A 19,271-nucleotide genomic window follows, 5' to 3' on the forward strand; every position below is an offset into this window, starting at 1 on the left:
GGGAACATTTCACGTACTCGCTATGCCCCTAACCCGTCGTCAAACCCTCGGCCTCCTCGTCGGCAGTGCCGCTACACTCTGGTTGCGATCGCGCCCAGCCGTGGCTGAAGGTGAGCCGTCAGAAATTTATACGCTGCCGCCTTTGCCCTACGGCTACGATGCCCTAGAGCCAGTGATTGATGCGGAGACGATGCAGCTACACCATGACAAACACCATGCGGCCTATGTGAAGACGCTGAACAAGGCACTGACGCCCTACCGGCAATGGCAGGGGCTACCCATTGAGGATTTACTGTGCCACATTCGCCAACTACCCACCGCTATCCAACAAACCGTGCGCAACCACGGCGGCGGCCATGCCAACCATTCCCTCTTTTGGCAAAGTATGGCACCGAATGGGGGCGGTGAACCCACGGGGGAGTTGGCCACAGCAATTGCAACCACCTTTGGCTCGTTCTCAGCGTTTCAAACCCAGTTTCAGCAGGCAGGTCTGAAGCACTTTGGCAGTGGCTGGGTCTGGCTTGTGCTGACGCCCCAAGGAAATCTGGCCATTACCACCACACTGAACCAAGATTCGCCGCTGATGCAAGGGCAAGTGCCGATCTTGGGCAATGATTTGTGGGAGCATGCCTACTACCTGACCTATCGCAACCGTCGCGATCAGTACCTAGAGGCTTGGTGGCAGGTGGTTAATTGGCCTTGGCTGAGCGATCGCTACGCCCAGATGCGCGCTCTTTTGACTTAGTAAGCAAGGCCTGCTCATGGCGATCGTAGGCATCAATAATTCGCTCGACAAGGGGATGGCGAATCACATCCCCCTTGGTTAAATAACAAAACGCGATCCCTTCGACATCTTTGAGAATTTTCGTGGCCACACTGAGGCCAGAGGTTTGATGTTCTGGTAGATCGGTTTGTGTCAAGTCCCCCGTCACCACCAAGCAGGAGTTAAAACCAATGCGGGTCAACACCATTTTCATTTGGGCAGGGGTAGTGTTCTGGGCCTCATCGAGGATGACAAAGGCATTATTGAGGGTACGCCCTCGCATATAGGCCAAGGGAGCCACTTCAATCACCCCCCGCTCCATCAGGTTACTAATTTTCTCCGGCTCCACTAGTTCGTAAAGAGCATCGTAGAGGGGACGCAAATAGGGATCAATTTTTTGCTGTAAATCTCCCGGCAAAAAGCCGAGCCGCTCCCCTGCTTCCACCGCAGGCCGTGTCAAAATCAACCGCTCATAAGTACCCGACAGTAGCGCTTGGACGGCTAGAACGGTGGCCAAGAAGGTTTTGCCGGTGCCCGCTGGCCCAATGCCAAAGGTGAGTGTGTGGCTGCGAATGGCTTGAATGTACTGGCGCTGGCGAAAGGTTTTGGCACGAATAATGTCGCCACGACGGGTGCGAGCCAGAATATCCTGTTGCAGCTCTTGGAGGGCTTCCCGCTGCTGGGTGTCGTAGGCATGGCGGACGGTGAGAATATCTACCCCAGACACAGGACGCCCCTCGCGCCAGAGGGTACCGAGGTCTTGAATCAGTTGTTGGCAGAGTTGGATTTGAGCAGGGGTACCAGTGATGTAGAGATCCCGCCCCCTTAAAACAAGGGTCGCCCCTGTTTGGGCGGCAAAGATGCGCAGGTTGGCTTCTTGCTCACCGACAAGGGCGATCGCACTCTCAGTGCTGTGGAGGTCAATCGTGAGGCTTTCCCTCGTGGTCATACCCAAGGCTTAGCGATTGCGCTTGCGGGCGGCCTCCTGTTTGCGTTTGCGGCGCAGGCTGGGTTTCTCATAACGTTCACGCCGTTTGACTTCCGAAAGAATGCCCGCTTTTTGGATTTTTTTCTTGAATCGCCGTAGAGCGGACTCAATGGATTCGTTTTCACCTAAACGCACTTCAGACACGCGCTAACTTTGCCTCCTTGATGATGGATAAGAACGACGACGGGATCGTCGGGGGCGATCGCTCCCTTGATGATCTATTTTAGGTGTACTTTTGGCATCGTCATAGACATCTAAGTAAACCTGCTGACCGGCGGCTTGGGCAGCAGCCTGTAAAACCGCTCGAATGGCATGGAGATTGCGACCGCCACGGCCATAGACCCGTCCCTTATCCTCGCCAGCAAAGGCAAGGCGTACCCAGATGCGAGAATTGGCAGGGGAAAATTCCGCATGCAGCCGTAGGGTTTCTGGTGCTTCCATAAAGGGTTCCAGCAGGAAGCGAATCAAGGCAGCGTAATTGGGGGCAGCCGACTCAGTCATTGCCTATTTTTTGGCAGTTTCAGGGAGAAGATTCGCTTTGACAAACAGCCGCCGCACGGTATCTGTGGGTTGTGCGCCCTGCGCCAAACGCCGCTTGATAGCCTCTTCCTTAAGGCGCACTTCATCACGGATCGGATCGTAGAAGCCCAATTCTTCGAGGGCACGCCCATCGCGGCGATCCGTATTATTCATGGCCACAATCCGATAGGTGGCGTTCCGTTTTTTGCCGTAGCGTTTGAGACGCAGTTTAATCATGTCAGCCTATGGAGATAAAAGGGGCAGATTTTTATCGACAATTTTCTAGTATAACGGACATCCCAAATCGGGTAAAGTAGATTGCGGTTCGAGTTGAGCACTGCCGATGACAAAGACAGCATGGTTATTTCCCGGCCAAGGGTCGCAACATCCAGAAATGATGGCGGATTTGCTAACGGCCTATCCCCCAGCCGAGGAGCGGTGCGCACAGGCAGCGGCTATTTTGGGGTGGTCGGTCATTGAGTGCTGTGCAGGTCGTATCGGTAACTTAGATCAAACCCTCTATACCCAGCCGAGTTTGTTTCTGGTGGAGAGCTTGCTGGTGGATGCCCTCAAGGAACGGGGGGCAAAAGCGGACTTTGTTGCGGGGCATAGTCTCGGCGAATATGTTGCCCTCTATGCGGCGGAGGTTTTTGACTTTACAACAGGACTGAAGTTAGTGCAGCGGCGAGCCGAACTGATGAATGCCGCCGGGGGGGGCAAGATGGTGGCCTTGATTGGCTTTGACCGCGAGCAGTTGCAAGAGGCGATCGCCAGCACAGCCAATGTGGTTCTGGCCAATGATAACCATCCGGGGCAGGTGGTGATTTCGGGGCTGCCGGCAGCGGTGGACGCGGTGCTAGGCAAAATTAAGGTGAAGCGAGCGGTTCCCTTGAATGTGAGTGGGGCTTTTCATTCCCCGTTTATGGCGGAGGCCGCAGCCACGTTTGCCACGCTGCTGGAGGAGTACACCTTCCACGAGGCGATCTTTCCCGTTTTGAACAATGTCGAACCTGAACCGACAACAGATGCAGCGGTGATCAAGGCACGCTTGCGATCGCAGATGACCGGCTCTGTGCGGTGGGTGGACACCTGTCATGCCCTTGCGGCAGCGGGGGTGACCCAAGCCTTTGAAATTGGTCCCGGCAACGTATTGGCAGGCTTGGTTAAACGCACGACCCCAGAGATCACCGTTACCAGCATTGCCACGATCGCTAGTTTGGAGAGCCTTGGGTGAGTCGCGATCGCGAGCCGCTGATCAGTTTGCTCCTCTACCATCTTTTCAAATGGTCAGTGGTGAGTCCACTCCTGCACACCTACTTTCGCGGGCGCATCTATGGTGCCCATCAGGTACCGCTGCGAGGGCCACTGGTGGTGGTAGCCAATCATGCCAGCTACTTTGATCCACCCCTGATTTCTAACTGTGTGCGCCGACCGGTGGCTTGGATGGCCAAGGAGGAATTATTCCAGATTCCCATTTTTCGGACATTGATTCGGTGGTATGGTGCCTATCCTGTGAAGCGGGGAGCCGGCGATCGCCGCGCATTGCAGGCCGCCCTCAAAGCTCTAGAACAGGGTTGGGCAGTGGGGGTCTTTTTGGAGGGCACGCGCACGAAAGATGGGCGCATCTATGATCCGAAATTGGGGGCAGCACTCATTGCCGCCAAAGCTCAGGCGCCTCTATTGCCCGTCTGCCTTTGGGGAACCCAAGAGATTCTCAAAAAAGGTGGATTTCCCCGACCGGTTCCGATTACGGTGCGCATTGGTGCCCCCATTCCCCCCCCGGCTTCGGGCGATCGCCCTGCCCTAGAAGCAGTCACACAGCACTGCTGCGAAGTGATCCACCGTCTCCATGACTTGGGTCGCTAGAGCAGACCATCCTTAGCGGCCATCAATTTGAGGAGATCCATCACACGGCAGGAATAGCCCCACTCATTGTCGTACCAAGCCACCACCTTAAAGAAATTGGCATTGAGTTGGATCCCGGCTGTGGCATCAAAGATACTGGAGCGACCATCGCCAATAAAATCACTGGAGACAACGGCCTCTTCGGTATAGCCGAGAATTCCCTTGAGATCCCCCTCAGCCGCTGCCTTCATTGCCGCACAAATCTCGTCATAGCTCGTGGCCTTCTCGGTTTTGAAAGTTAAATCCACCACCGACACATCGGGCGTAGGAACGCGAAAGGCCATCCCCGTCAACTTGCCCTTGAGTTCGGGCAACACCAGTGTCACCGCTTTAGCAGCGCCGGTAGAGGCGGGAATAATATTTTGGCCAGCCCCGCGGCCGCCGCGCCAATCCTTCTTACTAGGACCATCCACCGTCGGTTGGGTTGCGGTGACAGAGTGCACCGTGGTCATCAAGCCCTCAGCTAGCCCAAAGGTTTGATGTAGGACCTTCGCCACCGGTGCCAAGCAATTTGTCGTGCAACTGGCATTAGAGACAATCACATCCACCGCTGGATCAAAGGCCGCATCATTAACACCAACGACAATTGTTTTCACCTTGTCGGCATCCTTGGTGGGGGCTGAAATCACCACTCGTTTCGCACCGGCCTGAAGATGCTGCGAGGCGCCATCATAGCCGGTAAATAGACCGGTGGATTCAACAATGTAGTCGGCGCCAACCGATCCCCAAGGCAGTTCTGCGGGATTGCGAATGGCCGTACAGGGAATGAACTTACCATCAATTTCAATGCCCTCTGCCGTGGCCTTGACGATCCCCGGATAGATGCCGTGGGTGGAATCGTACTTAAAGAGGTAGGCAAGGTTATCCGCAGGCACGAGATCGTTAATGCCGACAAACTGAATATTGTCGCAGGCGAGACCCGCCCGTAGCACCAAGCGGCCAATGCGGCCAAAGCCATTAATACCGACTTTCAAGGTCATGAAAACTCTCCCAAGGCAATCAACTAATAACGGGGTAGGGTTGGATCCACTGCCGCAGCATAGGCATCAATACCACCGACAATGTTTTTCACATTACGGAATCCCTGCTGAATCAACCAGTGACCCATTTGCGCCGATCGCACACCGTGGTGGCAGAGTACCAAGGTTTCCCGATCTGGATCAAGGAGCTGGCAAATTTGGGGCGACCATTGGGGAAACGCACTCAGGGGCAAAAGGGTGAAATGGGGGAGGTGAACAATCGCCCACTCCTCTGGTTCCCGCACATCAATGAGTTGCAAGGTATCCGCCTCTGTGGCTAGGCGTTGCGCCAATTCCACCACTGTGATTTGTCCTAGCATGGCTTCCCCTTGATTCTAGGGGGATAGATCGGGGATCGTACTAAAGTCATCCTTAAGATTTACCTGCCGGCGGTAGGCTTTGGTAGGCCACCTCGATCGCTGTCGGTTGATGAGCCACTTGGGGCACATCTAGTACTGCCGTATTCACCAAGTTAAAGAGGGGATTGGCCAAGATACCCGCCAAGGAGGTGGCAATCACCGTCATCACTAGACCCACCTGCAACGGACGCATGCCAAAGGTTGACCAAGAAACCTCGGGATAATTTTGCACAGCTAGGGACATTTCTTGGGGTTCCTTGACCACCATCATCTTGACAACACGAATGTAGTAGTAAATCGAGATCACACTCGTTAATAGACCCAGCAGCACCAGACCATAGGCACCGGCTTGCCAACCCGCCCAGAAGAGGTAAATTTTGCCAAAAAAGCCGGCCAAGGGAGGAATCCCGCCTAAGGAAAGCAGGCAGAGGCTCAGGCCGAGGGTCAGCAACGGGTCTTTTTGATAGAGGCCGGCATACTCACTAATTTGATCGGTACCCGTGCGCAGGGAGAAGAGAATCACACAGGTAAAAGCGCCAAGGTTCATGAAGAGGTACACCAGCAGGTAAAAGAGCATACTGGCATAACCTGCCTCAGTGCCAACGACAAAACCAATCATCACAAACCCCGCCTGGCCAATGGAGGAGTAGGCCAGCATCCGCTTCATGCTGGTTTGGGCAAGGGCAACCACATTGCCAAGAATCATGCTCAGGATCGCCAACACCGTAAAGATGAGTTGCCACTGATCGGTGACACTGGGGAAGGCCAAGGTCAAAAAGCGAATGGCAAGGGCAAACCCAGCCGCTTTGGAGCCAACGGAGAGAAAGGCAACCACAGGCGTAGGGGCACCCTCATAAACATCGGGCGTCCATTGGTGAAAGGGCACTGCCGAAATTTTGAAACTAATGCCAGCAATAACAAACACTAAGGCCACCACCAGACCCAAGGATTCCCCAGAGAGAGCTTGGGCAATTTCTGGTAACTGGGTGTGCCCACCGGAGAGGCCATACAACAGTGACGATCCATAGAGGAAAATGGCAGAACTGGCCGCACCAATCAGGAGATATTTCAAGGCGGCTTCGTTGGAGCGGCTATCGCGCTTGGTGTAGCCGGTGAGCAAATAGGAGGCAATACTCAGGGTCTCTAGCGCCACAAAGATAAACACCAGTTCTTGGGCACCGGCAATGAACATGCCACCCACCGTGGCCGTCAACAGAATCGTCATAAATTCGCCGAGGGAACTGCCGGTTTGCTCAACATAGCGAATGGACATGAGAATCGTGCCCAAGGCTGAAAGGGCAATCAGTCCCCGGAAGAAGAGGCTGAGGTGATCAGAAATAAAGCTGCCAAAGAAACTGACGGTGTCGGGCTGAGTCCACAGGGGAATCATCGTGGCGATCGCTCCCCCTAAACCGACAATGGCAAAGTAGGGGGTCCAGCGATCGGCTTGGCGTCCCTGAATCAAATCTGCTAGGAGGACAACAAGCAGCGTCACAATCACGATGGTTTCCGGCAGAATGGTGCCTGCATTCAGCTGTCCGGCCAGTGTCACCAAATCCATAACTCTTTACGCGCCTTGATGGAATCCCCCATATCTTATCACCCAGATTTTCATTTCATTGTTTGCCCGCGATCGCCTTCTGCTTATGAGTGGGATTAGTTTTTACCAATCTCGGCACTGGCAGAGGTGGTATTTTGATTTTGGGTCAGAGCAATAGCCGCAAAGAGCCGCGATCGCCATCTAGCTCAGCTGCCACCCCCACCGGTAATGCAGCATTGACCCCCTCATGGCCAAAGGGCAAGTCACTGACAATGGGAAGCCCCAAATCCGCCAAGCGATCGCCCAAAACCTCAATCACGCGAAAATTGGGTTGGGTGGTGGGATCCTCACAGCGACTAAAACGACCGAGGGCAATCCCCTGAATCTGATGCAACACACCACTGCGGCGCCACTGCGTCAACATGCGGTCAATGCGATAGGGGGCTTCACCCACATCCTCTAGGGCTAAGATCACATTCTCAAAAGAAGGACAATCAGGCGTCCCCAGTAAATGAGTCGCGACTGTTAAATTCCCCACCAAAAGACGACCCTGCACCACACCGCCCCCCCAACCCGTTCCCAAGAGCGGCTCTAGGGGTTTGCCCCGCACCAGATCAAAAAGCCGCTGCTGACTCCAAAGGGGTTCTGCCGCCAGCGTGGTGAGTACTGGGCCATGGACACCGGCCACCCCTTGGTTAGCATAGCTCCACAGCAAAGCCGTAATATCCGAAAAACCAATCAGCCATTTCGGCGATACCGCTGGCCACTGCCACTGCTCCAACAGACGAGTCGCTCCAAATCCGCCCCGCCCGCAGAGAATACCCTTAATAGAATCATCTTGCAATAAGTGCCGCAGGCGATCGCGCCGCTGTTGATCGGCACCCGCAAGGTAGCCCCAGCCGGCAAAGGCCGCCTCATCGACAATCACCTCATAGCCCTGAGCTTGCCAACAGGCCACTCCCTGCCAAAAAGGTTCCCTTTGGCGGAGGACACCACTAGGAAAGGCGACGGCAAGGCGATCGCCCGGCTGAAGCGGCGGCGGTAATGTTGCAAAGACGGTCACGTTAGAAAAAATTAGAATTGCGGTAAAACTGCAAGCGCCCCGTGCCGATATTTTGACCTATGGCGCGATCTCCCCCCCGAGGAAAGGCTGTCACAGCAAAAAGATACGTCCCATCCCATTGGGGATTGCGCACAGGAGCAACCTCAACCCGCAGGTACCACCCCGATGGCACAGGGGGATCAAAGGTCACTGTGAGCAGCGCTGAATGGCCATCAAAGGTCACCTTGCCCAAGGGAATCGGCTGGCGGGAGCGATCGCCGATAAAAGCACGGGTACGTTGGGGCAAAAAGTAAATCGTCTCAATGCCGGGCAGTTGTTGAATGTCGAGCCGGGCAAGGGGTTCGCCTGCGGTGGTCGGTATCTGCACAATGAAGTTGTAGGTGGTATTCGTTAGCCACACTTGAGGATAGCGGGTATTGGCTTCAACAAAAATGGGTGGCTGATCAAAGGCCACCCGACCATCGGGAAACTCAACCCCTAGGCTCTGAGGGGGCAAAGCAGCTATGCCAACAAGGGCGATCGCGAAGGGTCGTCGCATCCCTTATTTACCCCGCGAGGGGGGTTCTGTGCCGTGGGCGATCGCGCTACTACAGACCCAGTTTTCCGGCAGGCCGGGGTAACCGCGCCGCAACGCCTCTGGACAAATGGTATAGATCGTCAGTTGGCAATCAATCAATTGCACACCATACTTCTCCGTCTGCTTCAGAGCCTGCTTGAGAATCGTATCATTGTCGAACTCCATTGTGCGGTTGCATTGCACGCACACCATGTGGTGATGGTGGTGCGGAGACATTGTATTGAGTTCGTAGTGCTTGTGTCCCTCGGCCAGTTCCAACTCCCGCAGAATACCCATCCGTGACATCAACTTCACAGTGCGATAAACGGTGGATAAACTAATGGAGTGTCCCTGTTTACGCAACTCATGGTGCAGGTCTTCAGCACTCAGGTGGTTGCCCTTAGGCAGATTCTGGAAAATATTGAGAATGGTTTCTCGCTGTGGCGTCAACCGCCAGCCCTTCTCGTTCAGTTCTGCCTTTAAGGCTGCTGCTGTATAAAGTGGCATAGGAGATTCGCCTGATCTGCCGATATTTGGTTTGCATGATAGCCGACAACAAGTGTCATTTGCAACAACCACAGCTTATTGAGAATAATTACAATAGTTTTACTGAACTTTCTGCAAATGAGTTGCAACGCCCAAGCACAACCCAAGCAATCATCAATGGGTTCAATGGCGCAGAACCCAGTTCAAAAACCAATCCTTAATTCTTAATTTGTTTGCCGCTGCGGCTTGGGTCGCTGGAACTTCGACATCGGGGTAAAGTCTTCGACGGGCACATCCTTGAGTGCCTGACTCATGAAATCCCGCCAAATGGGTGCCATAAAGCCACCCCCCGTTGCCCCCTGCCCGAGGGGCGCATAGTTGTCATTCCCTGCCCAAACCGCGGCTGAGAGTTGCGGCACATAACCGACAAACCAAATATCCCGCTCAGAAGAGGTGGTGCCTGTTTTCCCTGCGGCGGGTCGGCCAATGTTGGCACCTGTGCCTGTCCCACTGGTGATCACACTTTTCATCGTGTCATTGATGGCTGCGGCCGCCCAAGGATCCAGCACCAGTTTGGGGCGAGGGGTGTGATCCAAGAGCAAATTGCCATTATTATCCGTAACTTGAATAATCGTCGTGGTGGGGGATTGCCAGCCATTGTTGGCGAATGTGGCATAGGCAGCGGCCATTTCCAAGGGCGTCAGATCCACCGCCCCCAGAGGTAGAGAAACCACAGGAAGCATGGGACTGGTAATGCCAAGGGTACGGCAAATTTCAATAACGCGCTCAATACCCACCTCTTGGCCAAGAACAATCGCAGGAATATTGCGGGACATGGCCAAAGCCATACGCATAGACATCCCACCCATAAAGGAGCCATCGTAATTTCGCGGCACATACCACCCACTGCCATCGCGATACCTAACGGGTGAGTCGTTAATTCCAGAATCGGGCGTATATTTGCCACTGGCATAGGCAGCATAAAAGACAAAGGGCTTAAAGGCAGACCCCGGCTGACGCATCGCTTGGGTGGCGCGATTAAACTGACTGCGGTTGTAGTCCACACCGCCGACAAGGGCTTTGACATAGTGCGTTCGTGGATCTACCGCCGCCAAAGCCAACTGATCGGCGCGCACACCACTGCCCCGTAGGGTTTGATAGCCGCGTTGGATGGCCTCTTCGGCCATTTTTTGCACCTTGACATCAAGGCTACTTTGTACCCGCATTCCGCCACGGATGACCGCTTCACGACCAAATTGGCGGGTCAACTCCTGCAACACAGCATCCGTAATCCAAGGACTGCGACTGCGCTGGAAGGAGGTAATTTCCCCCAGCTTGATCGGTTCTTGGGCAGCAGCAGCCGCCTCCTGGGGGGTGATCCAATCCAATTCCACCATCCGATCCAGCACCAATTGCTGCCGTTCTTTGGCGAGGTCAAAATCCACAAAGGGGCTATAGGCCTCGGGCGCTTGGATAATGCCAGCCATCATGGCGGCTTCGGCAAGCGTGAGATCAGCGGCATTTTTTTTGAAGTAGCTTTGGGCGGCGGTTTGTACGCCGTAAGTGTTATGTCCCCAATAGACTTGATTGAGGTACATCTCCAAAATTTCATCTTTGCTGAAGATCTGCTCGAGGCGCATGGCCAGGACAGCCTCAGCCACTTTACGACTAATGGAGCGATCTTGAGACAAAAAGAGATTTTTCACCAATTGCATCGTCAGGGTAGAGCCACCCTGTACGGTACGCCCCGAGGTGAGGTTGACCATTAAGGCACGGGAAATACCAATGGGATTAATACCGCGATGCTGATAGAAGCTACTGTCTTCGATCGCCATCACAGCCAGCTTCAAACTGGGCGAAATTTCGCTGAGGGGAACGACTTCGCGGTTTTCTTCATCGTGAAGGCTGACAAGGAGGGTGCCCTTAGCATCGTAAATGTGCGTCGTTTCACTGGGAATGTAGCCCCGCAGCGATCGCACATCCGGCAAATTCCGAAAGCTAATCGCCAAGCCCAGCAGCCCCCCGCCGATTGCCGCACAACCAAAGGTCATCCCGACAAGGAAGGTACGGTTAGCAATTCGCAGGACCCCACGCCAGAAGTTTTCATCTTGGGGGCGGGTTTGGGAGGGGTGTTTGCCAAGGGTAGTGGTGGACACGACAGTCGCTTCCTGACGCCAATTATTTTTTGCTTCGTATATGATTTTTTTATTGGGATAAAAGTAAGGGATAGCAAGATTGCCGCGCGATCGCAATTGATTGCTATCATAGCCATCCTAGACCAGAAAATGTCCTCGCCCAAATCGAATGCCCAATCCAATGCCCAATCAAGTGATGTCTTCAGACCTTGAGGCCACAATTGCACGGCTGCAGCGCGGCGTTGTCGAAACCTTTCCCCATGTCCCTGATTCCACCAAACCCGAAGAAAATCTCTGGGTCTATTTGCGGCAAATGGAGCGCCCGCTGCGAATTAAGCTTGGCATTGATCCCACGGGCAGCGAAATTCACCTCGGTCATAGCATTGTCCTGCGCAAGTTACGCCAGTTTCAGGATGCGGGGCACTGTGCCGTGCTGATTATTGGTGACTTTACGGCTCAAATTGGCGATCCCACAGGGAAGTCGGAGGTGCGCAAACAACTCACCCCTGAGGAGGTGGCAACCAATGTGCAAACCTACCTTGAGCAAGTGAAGCCCATTTTGGATTTTGAGACCCCCGGCCGCTTAGAAATTCGCTACAACTCGGAGTGGCTCGCCAAGCTGGACTTGCGGAAAATTCTCGAGCTACTGGGAACGATGACTGTTGGCCAAATGCTGGCCAAGGAGGGGTTTGCCGAACGCTACGCCAAGGAAACGCCCATTTTTCTCCATGAGTTTCTCTATCCATTGATGCAGGGCTATGATTCAGTGGCGGTGGCGGCAGATGTGGAACTGGGGGGTACCGATCAAAAATTTAACATTGCTGTGGGTCGCGATTTACAGCGCCATTTTCGCTTGCCCACCGTGCAATTTGGTCTGCTGATGCCGATTTTGGTGGGGACGGACGGAGTACAGAAAATGTCGAAGTCCCTTGGCAACTATGTGGCGCTTACGGAGTCGGCAGCCAGTATGTACTCCAAGCTGGAGAAAATTCCCGATGCCTTGGTGAACCAATACATTGAGTTGCTCACGGATTTGCCCTTGGACAGTTTACCCACCAATCCCCGCGATCGCCAGAAGGCCTTGGCCCTAGAAGTCGTGAGTCAGTACCATGGGCGCGATCTCGCCCTGCAAACCCAAGCGGAACTAGCCGCGATCGTCACCCAAGGACAAACGGCACAGGCGGGATCGATTCCAGAGTATTCCCTTGGGGAGTTTCAGTTCCCTGTGAAGCTGACTTATGTGCTCAGTCACACCAAACTCTGCCCCAGTAGCAGCGAAGCGCGGCGACAGATCCAAGGGGGTGGGGTGCGTCTCAACGGCGAAAAAATTACGGATGTGGACTTTACCCTCACGGCACCGGAACCCTATGTGAACCAAGTGCTGCAAGTGGGTAAGAAAAAATTCCTGCGCTTTGTACCTTAGGTGGCCGTTGGCATTCTCTGCCAGAATGAAGATGAGGTGGTGCAGAGAATGTGTAGGATGAGCGAGCAGGAATTTCAAGCCAAGGTACTCAGCGAGTTGCAGGCGCTGCGTGTAGATGTGGAGAAACTCGGCACCGATGTTGAAAAACTACAAACGGATGTCGAAAAGCTCCAAACTGATGTGCACAAACTGCAAGGGGATGTGAGTGAGTTAGCAACACAGGTCAAAAATCAAGAGTACAAGTTTGAAGTTTATCAACGGGGAACCGATGCCATGGTGCGGATGGCAACAACGATCATTATTGCGGCGGCATCCGTTGTTGTTCTGGCGAGTCTTTCCCCGGCAATTACTACCCTTGTGAGCGCGATCGCCCACCAAGGGAATTAACTACAACGATGACCCTAGGGCTGGTTCCACAATTCGTTAAGATCTTCTTATTTATTGGCTTGATGCTCTTGAGTACCAGTTTGGCTGTGATTTTTCCCCTGAACCCCGTCGCAGGACTCAGTAGTGGTGTGACCAAAACCGTTTTAGACAATGGCCTCACGGTTCTGATTAAAGAGATTCCCACCGCCCCTGTGGTGAGTTTGCAGGTGTGGTATCGCGTGGGTTCGCGCCATGAGCCCAAGGGGGAAAATGGGATTGCCCACCAACTGGAGCATTTGATGTTTAAGGGCACCAAGAGCCGTCCCGTCCAGTTTGGTCAGTTGTTTTATGCCCTTGGCAGTTCTTCCAATGCCTTTACCAGCTACGACATGACCGCCTACCACCATACGGTGCGCGCTGACCAACTAGAACCACTGCTGATTCTCGAGGCGGATCGCCTGCGCAATACCCTGATGACCCCCGATGCCCTTGAGAGTGAAAAACGGGTGGTGATCTCGGAGCTGCAAGGCTATGAAAATAGTCCTGAATATCGCCTCAGTCGAGCCGTGATGGCCGCCCTCTATCCCCATCATCCCTACGGCTTGCCAGTGGGGGGAACGGCCAGTGATGTGGAGCAGTTTACGCTGCCAGCGGTGAAGAGTTTTTATCACCAGTACTATCGTCCTGATAATGCGGTTGTGGTGATTGCTGGCGATGTCCGTCCCCCAAGGGCACTGGAACTGGTCAAGAAAACCTTTGGGCAGATTCCTCGGCCAACCGACCCTCTAAAGTCTCCTTCATTACCGCCGCCAACGGCAGGTCAAGCCCAGCGAATTCGCCTCACAGAACCGGGAAGTGCGCCGCTATTACAGATTTTGGTACCCATTCCAGCGATGACCCATCCAGATCAGGCGGCCTTGGATGTGCTGGATATGCTCCTCAGTGGCGGACGCAGTTCGTACTTGTATCAGGAATTGATGGAAACGGGTCAAGCCAGTTCGGCCTACTCCTATGTGGCCGCGTTACAGGCGGGGGGCTGGTTTGAAATTGGCGCGATCGCGGCCCCGGAGCAATCCCTTGAGACCATTGAGCAGACCATTGGCCAGATTCTCAACCAGCTGGCAGAGCGTCCCTTGAGTGCCGCTGAACTGCAACGCGCCAAACAACAGCTCAAGGCCAACTTTATCCTGCGCAATCGCGACATTGATGCCCAAGCCAGTCAACTAGCCAACGATGAAACCCTGACGGGAGATTACCGCTTTAGCGATCGCCACCTTGCGGCCATTGAAAAAGTCACGGCTGCGGATGTTCAACGAGTGGTGCAAACCTACTTTGGGCGCGATCGCTGGATTGTGGGGGAATTTATTCCCAGTGAATTTGCCGATGTTGAGCTTTCAGGTCGGCCGGGTGCCCAAACCACCGCCCATAATCTTGTCGGTGAGCCTGTAGATCCGCAAACCATTGCCGCCTATTTACCCCAAGGGAGTGGGCAGGCTGCCCCTGAGGTCAAAAGCAACGGGGTGGAAACCTTTACCCTGAAAAATGGCCTGCGGGTGCTCTTACTCGTGGATCGCAGTACACCAACGATTACGCTGGCGGGGCGCATTGACGCTGGAACGGCCTACGATCTCTTGACCCAACCGGGGGTGGCTCACCTGACGGCTGCGAACCTGCTCAATGGCACGCGGCGCAAAAATGCCCTGACGCTGGCACAAACCCTTGAGGATCGTGGCATTAGCCTAGAATTCAATGCTTTCCGCGATGGAGTGGATATTGAGGCCTATGCCTTGGCCAGTGAGCTACCCATCCTCTTGCAAACCCTTGGTGAAGTGCTTCAAGAAGCCACCTTCCCAGAGTCGGAGTTTCAGCTCAGCCGACAACGCTATCTCACGGCTCTGAGTCTTGAGGCGGATGATCCTGTGCGCTGGGGGCGCCGCGTCCTGCAAGAAACCCTCTATCCCGCCAATCATCCCCTGCATCCCTTTGCCACTCCTGAATCTGTACAAGCAATTCAACGCCCAGACCTGTTGAACTTTTATCGTGCCGCCTATACCCCCGATCACACGATTTTGACCCTCGTGGGAGATTTTGACCCTGTGGAGGTGCGATCGCGCCTCAATGAAATTTTTGGCTCGTGGCAACCCCAAACGGATCCCCTGTCCCTAACCTTTCCTGCAGTTTCACCGCCCGAGCAAACCCTCTTTAAGAATGCGGTGATTGCCGGTAAGAGCCAAGCGATTACCTATCTGGGGACGCCGGGGATCGATCGCCGCGATCCTCGCTTCTACGCAGCGATGCTGATGAATCACATCCTAGGGGGAGACACGCTGGCCAGTCGCTTGGGCACAGAGATTCGCGATCGCCAAGGGTTGACCTATGGCATCTACAGCTTCTTTAGTGCCAGTCGTCAAGCAGGGCCTTTTATCATTCAATTGCAAACCGCCCCTGAGGATACCGCCAAGGCCATTCAGGCCACCTTGCAACTTCTCAGGGAGGCGCGCCGCCAAGGATTTACCGCCGCCGAACTCGGAGCCGCCAAGCGCAGCCTCAGTAATACTTACCTTGTCGAATTGGCCAATGTGGATGTGGTGGCGCGGACGCTTGTAGGGAATGCCAGTGTGGATTTACCCCCAGAAGAACTCCAGCAGTTTAGCGATCGCCTGCAGCAGGTGACCTTGGATGAAGTTAATCACACTCTGCGGGATCTGATTGATCCAGAGCGACTGGTGATTGTCACTGCCGGTCCTAGTGTTTCCTTTAGCCCCTAGAACGATGGCCAGCTTAACCTTAGGACTTTACCACCTAGAACAGTGGGCCAACCAATGGGTGACGGCTCAACTGAGTGATCTCACCGTGATCAGTGTCGGTATTGTGTTTCTGGCGGGACTGCTCACAAGTCTGACTCCCTGCACCCTTTCGATGCTGCCAATTACTGTCGGGTACATCGCCGGCTACGCTACAAAGCAAAATAGCTCCGTCTTGCGCCAGTCTCTTGGCTTTGCCCTTGGCCTCGCAACCACCTTAACCCTGTTGGGGATGATTGCTGCTGTTGCTGGTCGCATCTATGGTCAGGTGGGCTGGGGGTTAACGATCGTGGTGAGCTTGGTGGCGATCGCCATGGGCTTAAATTTGCTCAATGCCTTGCCCCTGAGCTTTCCCCGCAGTCGCTTCCTAGAGGAACTGCCGGCTCGGGTTCCTGCGGGGTTGCAAGCTTATACCCTAGGGGCAACATTTGGCCTTGTGGCAGCACCCTGTAGTACGCCGGTCTTGGCAACGCTGCTGGCATGGGTGGCCACAACCCAAAAGCTAGTGGTGGGGGCTGGTCTGCTGTTGGCCTATACAACAGGGTATGTCGCGCCGCTGATTTTAGTCGGAGTATTTAGCGGTGCCTTGCAAAGGCTCTTGGCACTGCGGCAGTGGTCGAGTTGGATTACCCCTGTGAGCGGTGTGCTCCTCATTGCTTTTGGCGTCATTGCTTTAGCCATTCGTCTTTAGTGCTCAAGCCAAAGGGGCAGTGGTTGGCCGATGGCGGTAGCCATGCAAGCACCTCTGGACAAAAATATCCTCTCAGCTCGGCAATTTTCTCAAACCCAGTCTCCACAACGCTTTGAGCAATTTCTAACAGATTTGGAGGTGCTTGAATTTTCCCGAAATTCAGTTCCAGAGTGACTTTCACGTCCTGTGACCCTACGGATCTAAAAATTTTACAAAAACAAAAAAATGATCCCGTCTAGGTGCTTGAAAATGACCTGTGCTATAGTAGTCGTAGAGCACCTTCTAGGAGGGTGCCGTGCTGGGATTCTTTCCCAGCCGAATTAATGGAAACATTTCGGCAAACCTAGCTCTTTTAGCTCTTCGATGTGCTGGGATTCTTTCCCAGCCGAATTAATGGAAACTTGACTTTTGTAGATTATTAATTGTGCCGCCCCAGTGCTGGGATTCTTTCCCAGCCGAATTAATGGAAACAGCTACCGCAGGTGGTTGAGCTACCGCAGGTGGTTGAGCGTGCTGGGATTCTTTCCCAGCCGAATTAATGGAAACATCACGGCAAACATAATCAAACCTCCAGTCAAATGTGCTGGGATTCTTTCCCAGCCGAATTAATGGAAACTCAAGGTGGCATACCCCAATATTTGGTTATGCCGTGCTGGGATTCTTTCCCAGCCGAATTAATGGAAACACGCCAAGGGAGGGGGGACTTTTTTTTGTGCCTATACGTGCTGGGATTCTTTCCCAGCCGAATTAATGGAAACAGATTGATTAACTTTAGCCATAATCAGCCTCCTTGGTGCTGGGATTCTTTCCCAGCCGAATTAATGGAAACTTATTATTACCTTGGTTATTATTTTGGTTATTACCTGTGCTGGGATTCTTTCCCAGCCGAATTAATGGAAACGCGTAACGTTTTTAGGCAATGAATCTGCATTATCAGTGCTGGGATTCTTTCCCAGCCGAATTAATGGAAACGCTAAACGTGTTATTAACCCAGTTATCTGATCAAATGTGCTGGGATTCTTTCCCAGCCGAATTAATGGAAACAGCACGGTTTTAGCACTTTTGCCGCTACCGCTAGTAAGTGCTGGGATTCTTTCCCAGCCGAATTAATGGAAACAAGTACCCACTTGTTTTCTTTTTTGCAGAAACAATGTGCTGGGATTCTTTCCCAGCCGAATTAATGGAAACGTTTTTGCAACCCTGCGTTTATTTTGTTTATTTTGTGCTGGGATTCTTTCCCAGCCGAATTAATGGAAACACATTTCTGCATGGAAAAGACTGCAGAAAATATGTTGGTGCTGGGATTCTTTCCCAGCCGAATTAATGGAAACTTGCTCTTTTTGAAAATCTTTAGACTCTTCAAAAGGTGCTGGGATTCTTTCCCAGCCGAATTAATGGAAACCCCCTGATTTTGAGAGTTTGGATTGTTATTATTACCGTGCTGGGATTCTTTCCCAGCCGAATTAATGGAAACGCATTGTGTTTGGTTTTGTTTTGGAGGTTAATCGTGCTGGGATTCTTTCCCAGCTGAATTAATGGAAACGCAGCCTCCTTGAAATTAATATATCCATCCCCTTTGTGCTGGGATTCTTTCCCAGCCGAATTAATGGAAATCAAAATTACCGCTTTCTTATTCTCGATGTCGGGGATGTGCTGGGATTCTTTCCCAGCCGAATTAATGGAAATAGATACTTGAGATACTTATTTTCTTCTTCTTCAGTGTGCTGGGATTCTTTCCCAGCCGAATTAATGGAAATTCAAGTATTTCGATACTTGAGATACTTGAGATGCTGTGCTGGGATTCTTTCCCAGCCGAATTAATGGAAATTTTTAGCATTTTTGCTCCCTCCAAATAAGAACAGTGCTGGGATTCTTTCCCAGCCGAATTAATGGAAATGTTTCTGCGGTTGCAGAAACTACCACTTGCGCGCTTGTGCTGGGATTCTTTCCCAGCCGAATTAATGGAAATTGGCCGATCTTTCTAGATTTTTGTAATTTGATCGATGTGCTGGGATTCTTTCCCAGCCGAATTAATGGAAACCCGTTCTCATCACGCTTAGAAATCACGGTCTCGCGTGCTGGGATTCTTTCCCAGCCGAATTAATGGAAACTCCTTAGTTTCCATAGTTTCCTCCTCAGCCCAAGATTGTGCTGGGATTCTTTCCCAGCCGAATTAATGGAAACCAACAGATTAATGATTTGTATAACAGTAGTGCAGGTGCTGGGATTCTTTCCCAGCCGAATTAATGGAAACGTAATAACGAAAACTATTTTTATTTTCGAACTAATGTGCTGGGATTCTTTCCCAGCCGAATTAATGGAAACTTTCCTCTTTGAACAATCCCATGGTCTAAACTCCAGTGCTGGGATTCTTTCCCAGCCGAATTAATGGAAACTTGGCTAGGAGAAAAGCCTAGCTATCTGTTATTTGGAGTTTGGAGTTTGTTATGGGCGTTTATTATGACCGGGTCAAAACCGCATCAATTCAAGCTGCTACTACTAGCAGCCGCTCTCGTACCGTTTACCACGTCGATTTAGAACCCTTGGCGTTGTGCGTATTTACGCAATCTAAGACTGCTCACTCCAAAGTTTCTAAGCTGCGTGAGCGCTTAATTGCCAAGCGGATTTTTATTCCACTTGGATGGCTTTCGACA

At 52.8% G+C, this 19,271-nt stretch carries 19 protein-coding genes and 1 CRISPR repeat array; of the genes, 8 read left to right on the plus strand and 11 right to left on the minus strand.

Going from position 1 to position 19,271, the window contains the following annotated elements:
* Positions 1 to 22: 22 nt before the first annotated feature.
* A complete protein-coding gene (locus tag RHK62_RS11940; protein ID WP_206200084.1) occupies positions 23 to 745 on the plus strand; it encodes a superoxide dismutase in 723 nt (240 codons plus the stop codon).
* Here the strand turns inward: RHK62_RS11940 and RHK62_RS11945 are convergent.
* Genes RHK62_RS11945 through rpsP form a run of 4 tightly spaced genes read right to left on the minus strand, consistent with a single transcriptional unit; the run spans position 690 to position 2,507 of the window.
* Complete coding sequence (locus RHK62_RS11945; RefSeq protein WP_149819174.1) at positions 690 to 1,712, minus strand: PhoH family protein; 1,023 nt, start codon at positions 1,710 to 1,712, stop codon at positions 690 to 692. The two genes, RHK62_RS11940 and RHK62_RS11945, sit on opposite strands and share 56 nt — an antisense overlap.
* A 9-nt stretch (positions 1,713 to 1,721) precedes the next feature.
* Positions 1,722 to 1,895 (minus strand): 30S ribosomal protein S21, encoded by a 174-nt coding sequence (gene rpsU, locus RHK62_RS11950; RefSeq protein WP_015126245.1) that lies wholly within the window; start codon positions 1,893 to 1,895, stop codon positions 1,722 to 1,724.
* A gap of 3 nt (positions 1,896 to 1,898) precedes the next feature.
* Positions 1,899 to 2,252, minus strand: a complete 354-nt coding sequence (locus tag RHK62_RS11955; RefSeq protein WP_181494762.1) for a KH domain-containing protein — start codon at positions 2,250 to 2,252, stop codon at positions 1,899 to 1,901.
* A 3-nt stretch (positions 2,253 to 2,255) separates the two neighbouring features.
* Positions 2,256 to 2,507: a 30S ribosomal protein S16 gene (rpsP, locus tag RHK62_RS11960; protein ID WP_149819178.1), complete on the minus strand. Its 252-nt coding sequence runs from the start codon at positions 2,505 to 2,507 to the stop codon at positions 2,256 to 2,258.
* A gap of 106 nt (positions 2,508 to 2,613) precedes the next feature.
* Here rpsP and fabD point away from each other — a divergent pair, with 106 nt between their 5' ends.
* Together fabD and RHK62_RS11970 are read left to right on the plus strand one after the other, a co-directional pair.
* Positions 2,614 to 3,504: an ACP S-malonyltransferase gene (gene fabD, locus RHK62_RS11965; RefSeq protein WP_206200085.1), complete on the plus strand. Its 891-nt coding sequence runs from the start codon at positions 2,614 to 2,616 to the stop codon at positions 3,502 to 3,504.
* Positions 3,501 to 4,136: a 1-acyl-sn-glycerol-3-phosphate acyltransferase gene (locus tag RHK62_RS11970; protein ID WP_149819182.1), complete on the plus strand. Its 636-nt coding sequence runs from the start codon at positions 3,501 to 3,503 to the stop codon at positions 4,134 to 4,136. The genes fabD and RHK62_RS11970 overlap by 4 nt, the downstream gene beginning before the upstream one ends.
* Here RHK62_RS11970 and gap read toward each other — a convergent pair.
* From gap to RHK62_RS12005, 7 genes are all read right to left on the minus strand, one after another.
* On the minus strand, positions 4,133 to 5,155 hold the full coding sequence (gene gap, locus RHK62_RS11975) for a type I glyceraldehyde-3-phosphate dehydrogenase (RefSeq protein ID WP_310453761.1): 1,023 nt from the start codon (positions 5,153 to 5,155) through the stop codon (positions 4,133 to 4,135). The genes RHK62_RS11970 and gap overlap by 4 nt on opposite strands.
* 23 nt (positions 5,156 to 5,178) lie before the next feature.
* On the minus strand, positions 5,179 to 5,514 hold the full coding sequence (locus RHK62_RS11980; protein ID WP_302678226.1) for a rhodanese-like domain-containing protein: 336 nt from the start codon (positions 5,512 to 5,514) through the stop codon (positions 5,179 to 5,181).
* A 52-nt stretch (positions 5,515 to 5,566) separates the two neighbouring features.
* The gene (locus RHK62_RS11985; protein ID WP_206200089.1) at positions 5,567 to 7,114 is read right to left on the minus strand and encodes an NAD(P)H-quinone oxidoreductase subunit N; all 1,548 of its coding nucleotides are present in this window, start codon (positions 7,112 to 7,114) and stop codon (positions 5,567 to 5,569) included.
* Positions 7,115 to 7,259: 145 nt separating this feature from the next.
* Positions 7,260 to 8,156 carry an LD-carboxypeptidase gene (locus RHK62_RS11990; protein ID WP_206200090.1) on the minus strand — a complete coding sequence of 299 codons (897 nt, stop codon included), beginning with the start codon at positions 8,154 to 8,156 and terminating at the stop codon, positions 7,260 to 7,262.
* Position 8,157: 1 nt separating this feature from the next.
* On the minus strand, positions 8,158 to 8,694 hold the full coding sequence (locus tag RHK62_RS11995) for a DUF2808 domain-containing protein (protein WP_310453762.1): 537 nt from the start codon (positions 8,692 to 8,694) through the stop codon (positions 8,158 to 8,160).
* 3 nt (positions 8,695 to 8,697) lie between these two features.
* Positions 8,698 to 9,219, minus strand: a complete 522-nt coding sequence (locus RHK62_RS12000) for a transcriptional repressor (protein ID WP_206200092.1) — start codon at positions 9,217 to 9,219, stop codon at positions 8,698 to 8,700.
* Positions 9,220 to 9,422: 203 nt separating this feature from the next.
* Complete coding sequence (locus RHK62_RS12005) at positions 9,423 to 11,354, minus strand: transglycosylase domain-containing protein (RefSeq protein ID WP_399372871.1); 1,932 nt, start codon at positions 11,352 to 11,354, stop codon at positions 9,423 to 9,425.
* A gap of 175 nt (positions 11,355 to 11,529) precedes the next feature.
* On the opposite strand from RHK62_RS12005, the gene tyrS reads away from it, so the two are divergent.
* From tyrS to RHK62_RS12030, 5 genes are all read left to right on the plus strand, one after another.
* Complete coding sequence (gene tyrS / locus RHK62_RS12010) at positions 11,530 to 12,756, plus strand: tyrosine--tRNA ligase (RefSeq protein ID WP_206201686.1); 1,227 nt, start codon at positions 11,530 to 11,532, stop codon at positions 12,754 to 12,756.
* Positions 12,757 to 12,813: 57 nt separating this feature from the next.
* Positions 12,814 to 13,143 carry a hypothetical protein gene (locus tag RHK62_RS12015; protein ID WP_310453763.1) on the plus strand — a complete coding sequence of 110 codons (330 nt, stop codon included), beginning with the start codon at positions 12,814 to 12,816 and terminating at the stop codon, positions 13,141 to 13,143.
* 8 nt (positions 13,144 to 13,151) lie between these two features.
* The gene (locus RHK62_RS12020; protein WP_310453764.1) at positions 13,152 to 15,890 is read left to right on the plus strand and encodes a pitrilysin family protein; all 2,739 of its coding nucleotides are present in this window, start codon (positions 13,152 to 13,154) and stop codon (positions 15,888 to 15,890) included.
* A gap of 4 nt (positions 15,891 to 15,894) precedes the next feature.
* Positions 15,895 to 16,617, plus strand: coding sequence for a cytochrome c biogenesis protein CcdA (locus RHK62_RS12025; protein WP_310453765.1), 723 nt, complete (start codon positions 15,895 to 15,897; stop codon positions 16,615 to 16,617).
* Between the two features lie 295 nt (positions 16,618 to 16,912).
* A CRISPR array of direct repeats spans positions 16,913 to 19,013; the repeat unit is 35 nt; unit sequence GTGCTGGGATTCTTTCCCAGCCGAATTAATGGAAA.
* 51 nt (positions 19,014 to 19,064) lie between these two features.
* A partial coding sequence (locus RHK62_RS12030) for a hypothetical protein (RefSeq protein ID WP_310453766.1) occupies positions 19,065 to 19,271 on the plus strand: 207 nt, incomplete at its 3' end.

The organism is Thermosynechococcus sp. HY213, assembly GCF_031460975.1.
Taxonomy (GTDB): domain Bacteria; phylum Cyanobacteriota; class Cyanobacteriia; order Thermosynechococcales; family Thermosynechococcaceae; genus Thermosynechococcus.

Coding starts and splice junctions, on each gene's coding strand:
- RHK62_RS11940 (WP_206200084.1), top strand. CDS start 23: ATGCCCCTAACCCGTCGTCAAACCCTCGGCCTCCTCGTCGGCAGTGCC.
- RHK62_RS11945 (WP_149819174.1), bottom strand. CDS start 1,712: ATGACCACGAGGGAAAGCCTCACGATTGACCTCCACAGCACTGAGAGT.
- RHK62_RS11955 (WP_181494762.1), bottom strand. CDS start 2,252: ATGACTGAGTCGGCTGCCCCCAATTACGCTGCCTTGATTCGCTTCCTG.
- rpsP (WP_149819178.1), bottom strand. CDS start 2,507: ATGATTAAACTGCGTCTCAAACGCTACGGCAAAAAACGGAACGCCACC.
- fabD (WP_206200085.1), top strand. CDS start 2,614: ATGACAAAGACAGCATGGTTATTTCCCGGCCAAGGGTCGCAACATCCA.
- gap (WP_310453761.1), bottom strand. CDS start 5,155: ATGACCTTGAAAGTCGGTATTAATGGCTTTGGCCGCATTGGCCGCTTG.
- RHK62_RS11980 (WP_302678226.1), bottom strand. CDS start 5,514: ATGCTAGGACAAATCACAGTGGTGGAATTGGCGCAACGCCTAGCCACA.
- RHK62_RS11985 (WP_206200089.1), bottom strand. CDS start 7,114: ATGGATTTGGTGACACTGGCCGGACAGCTGAATGCAGGCACCATTCTG.
- RHK62_RS11995 (WP_310453762.1), bottom strand. CDS start 8,694: ATGCGACGACCCTTCGCGATCGCCCTTGTTGGCATAGCTGCTTTGCCC.
- RHK62_RS12000 (WP_206200092.1), bottom strand. CDS start 9,219: ATGCCACTTTATACAGCAGCAGCCTTAAAGGCAGAACTGAACGAGAAG.
- tyrS (WP_206201686.1), top strand. CDS start 11,530: ATGTCTTCAGACCTTGAGGCCACAATTGCACGGCTGCAGCGCGGCGTT.
- RHK62_RS12015 (WP_310453763.1), top strand. CDS start 12,814: ATGAGCGAGCAGGAATTTCAAGCCAAGGTACTCAGCGAGTTGCAGGCG.
- RHK62_RS12020 (WP_310453764.1), top strand. CDS start 13,152: ATGACCCTAGGGCTGGTTCCACAATTCGTTAAGATCTTCTTATTTATT.
- RHK62_RS12025 (WP_310453765.1), top strand. CDS start 15,895: ATGGCCAGCTTAACCTTAGGACTTTACCACCTAGAACAGTGGGCCAAC.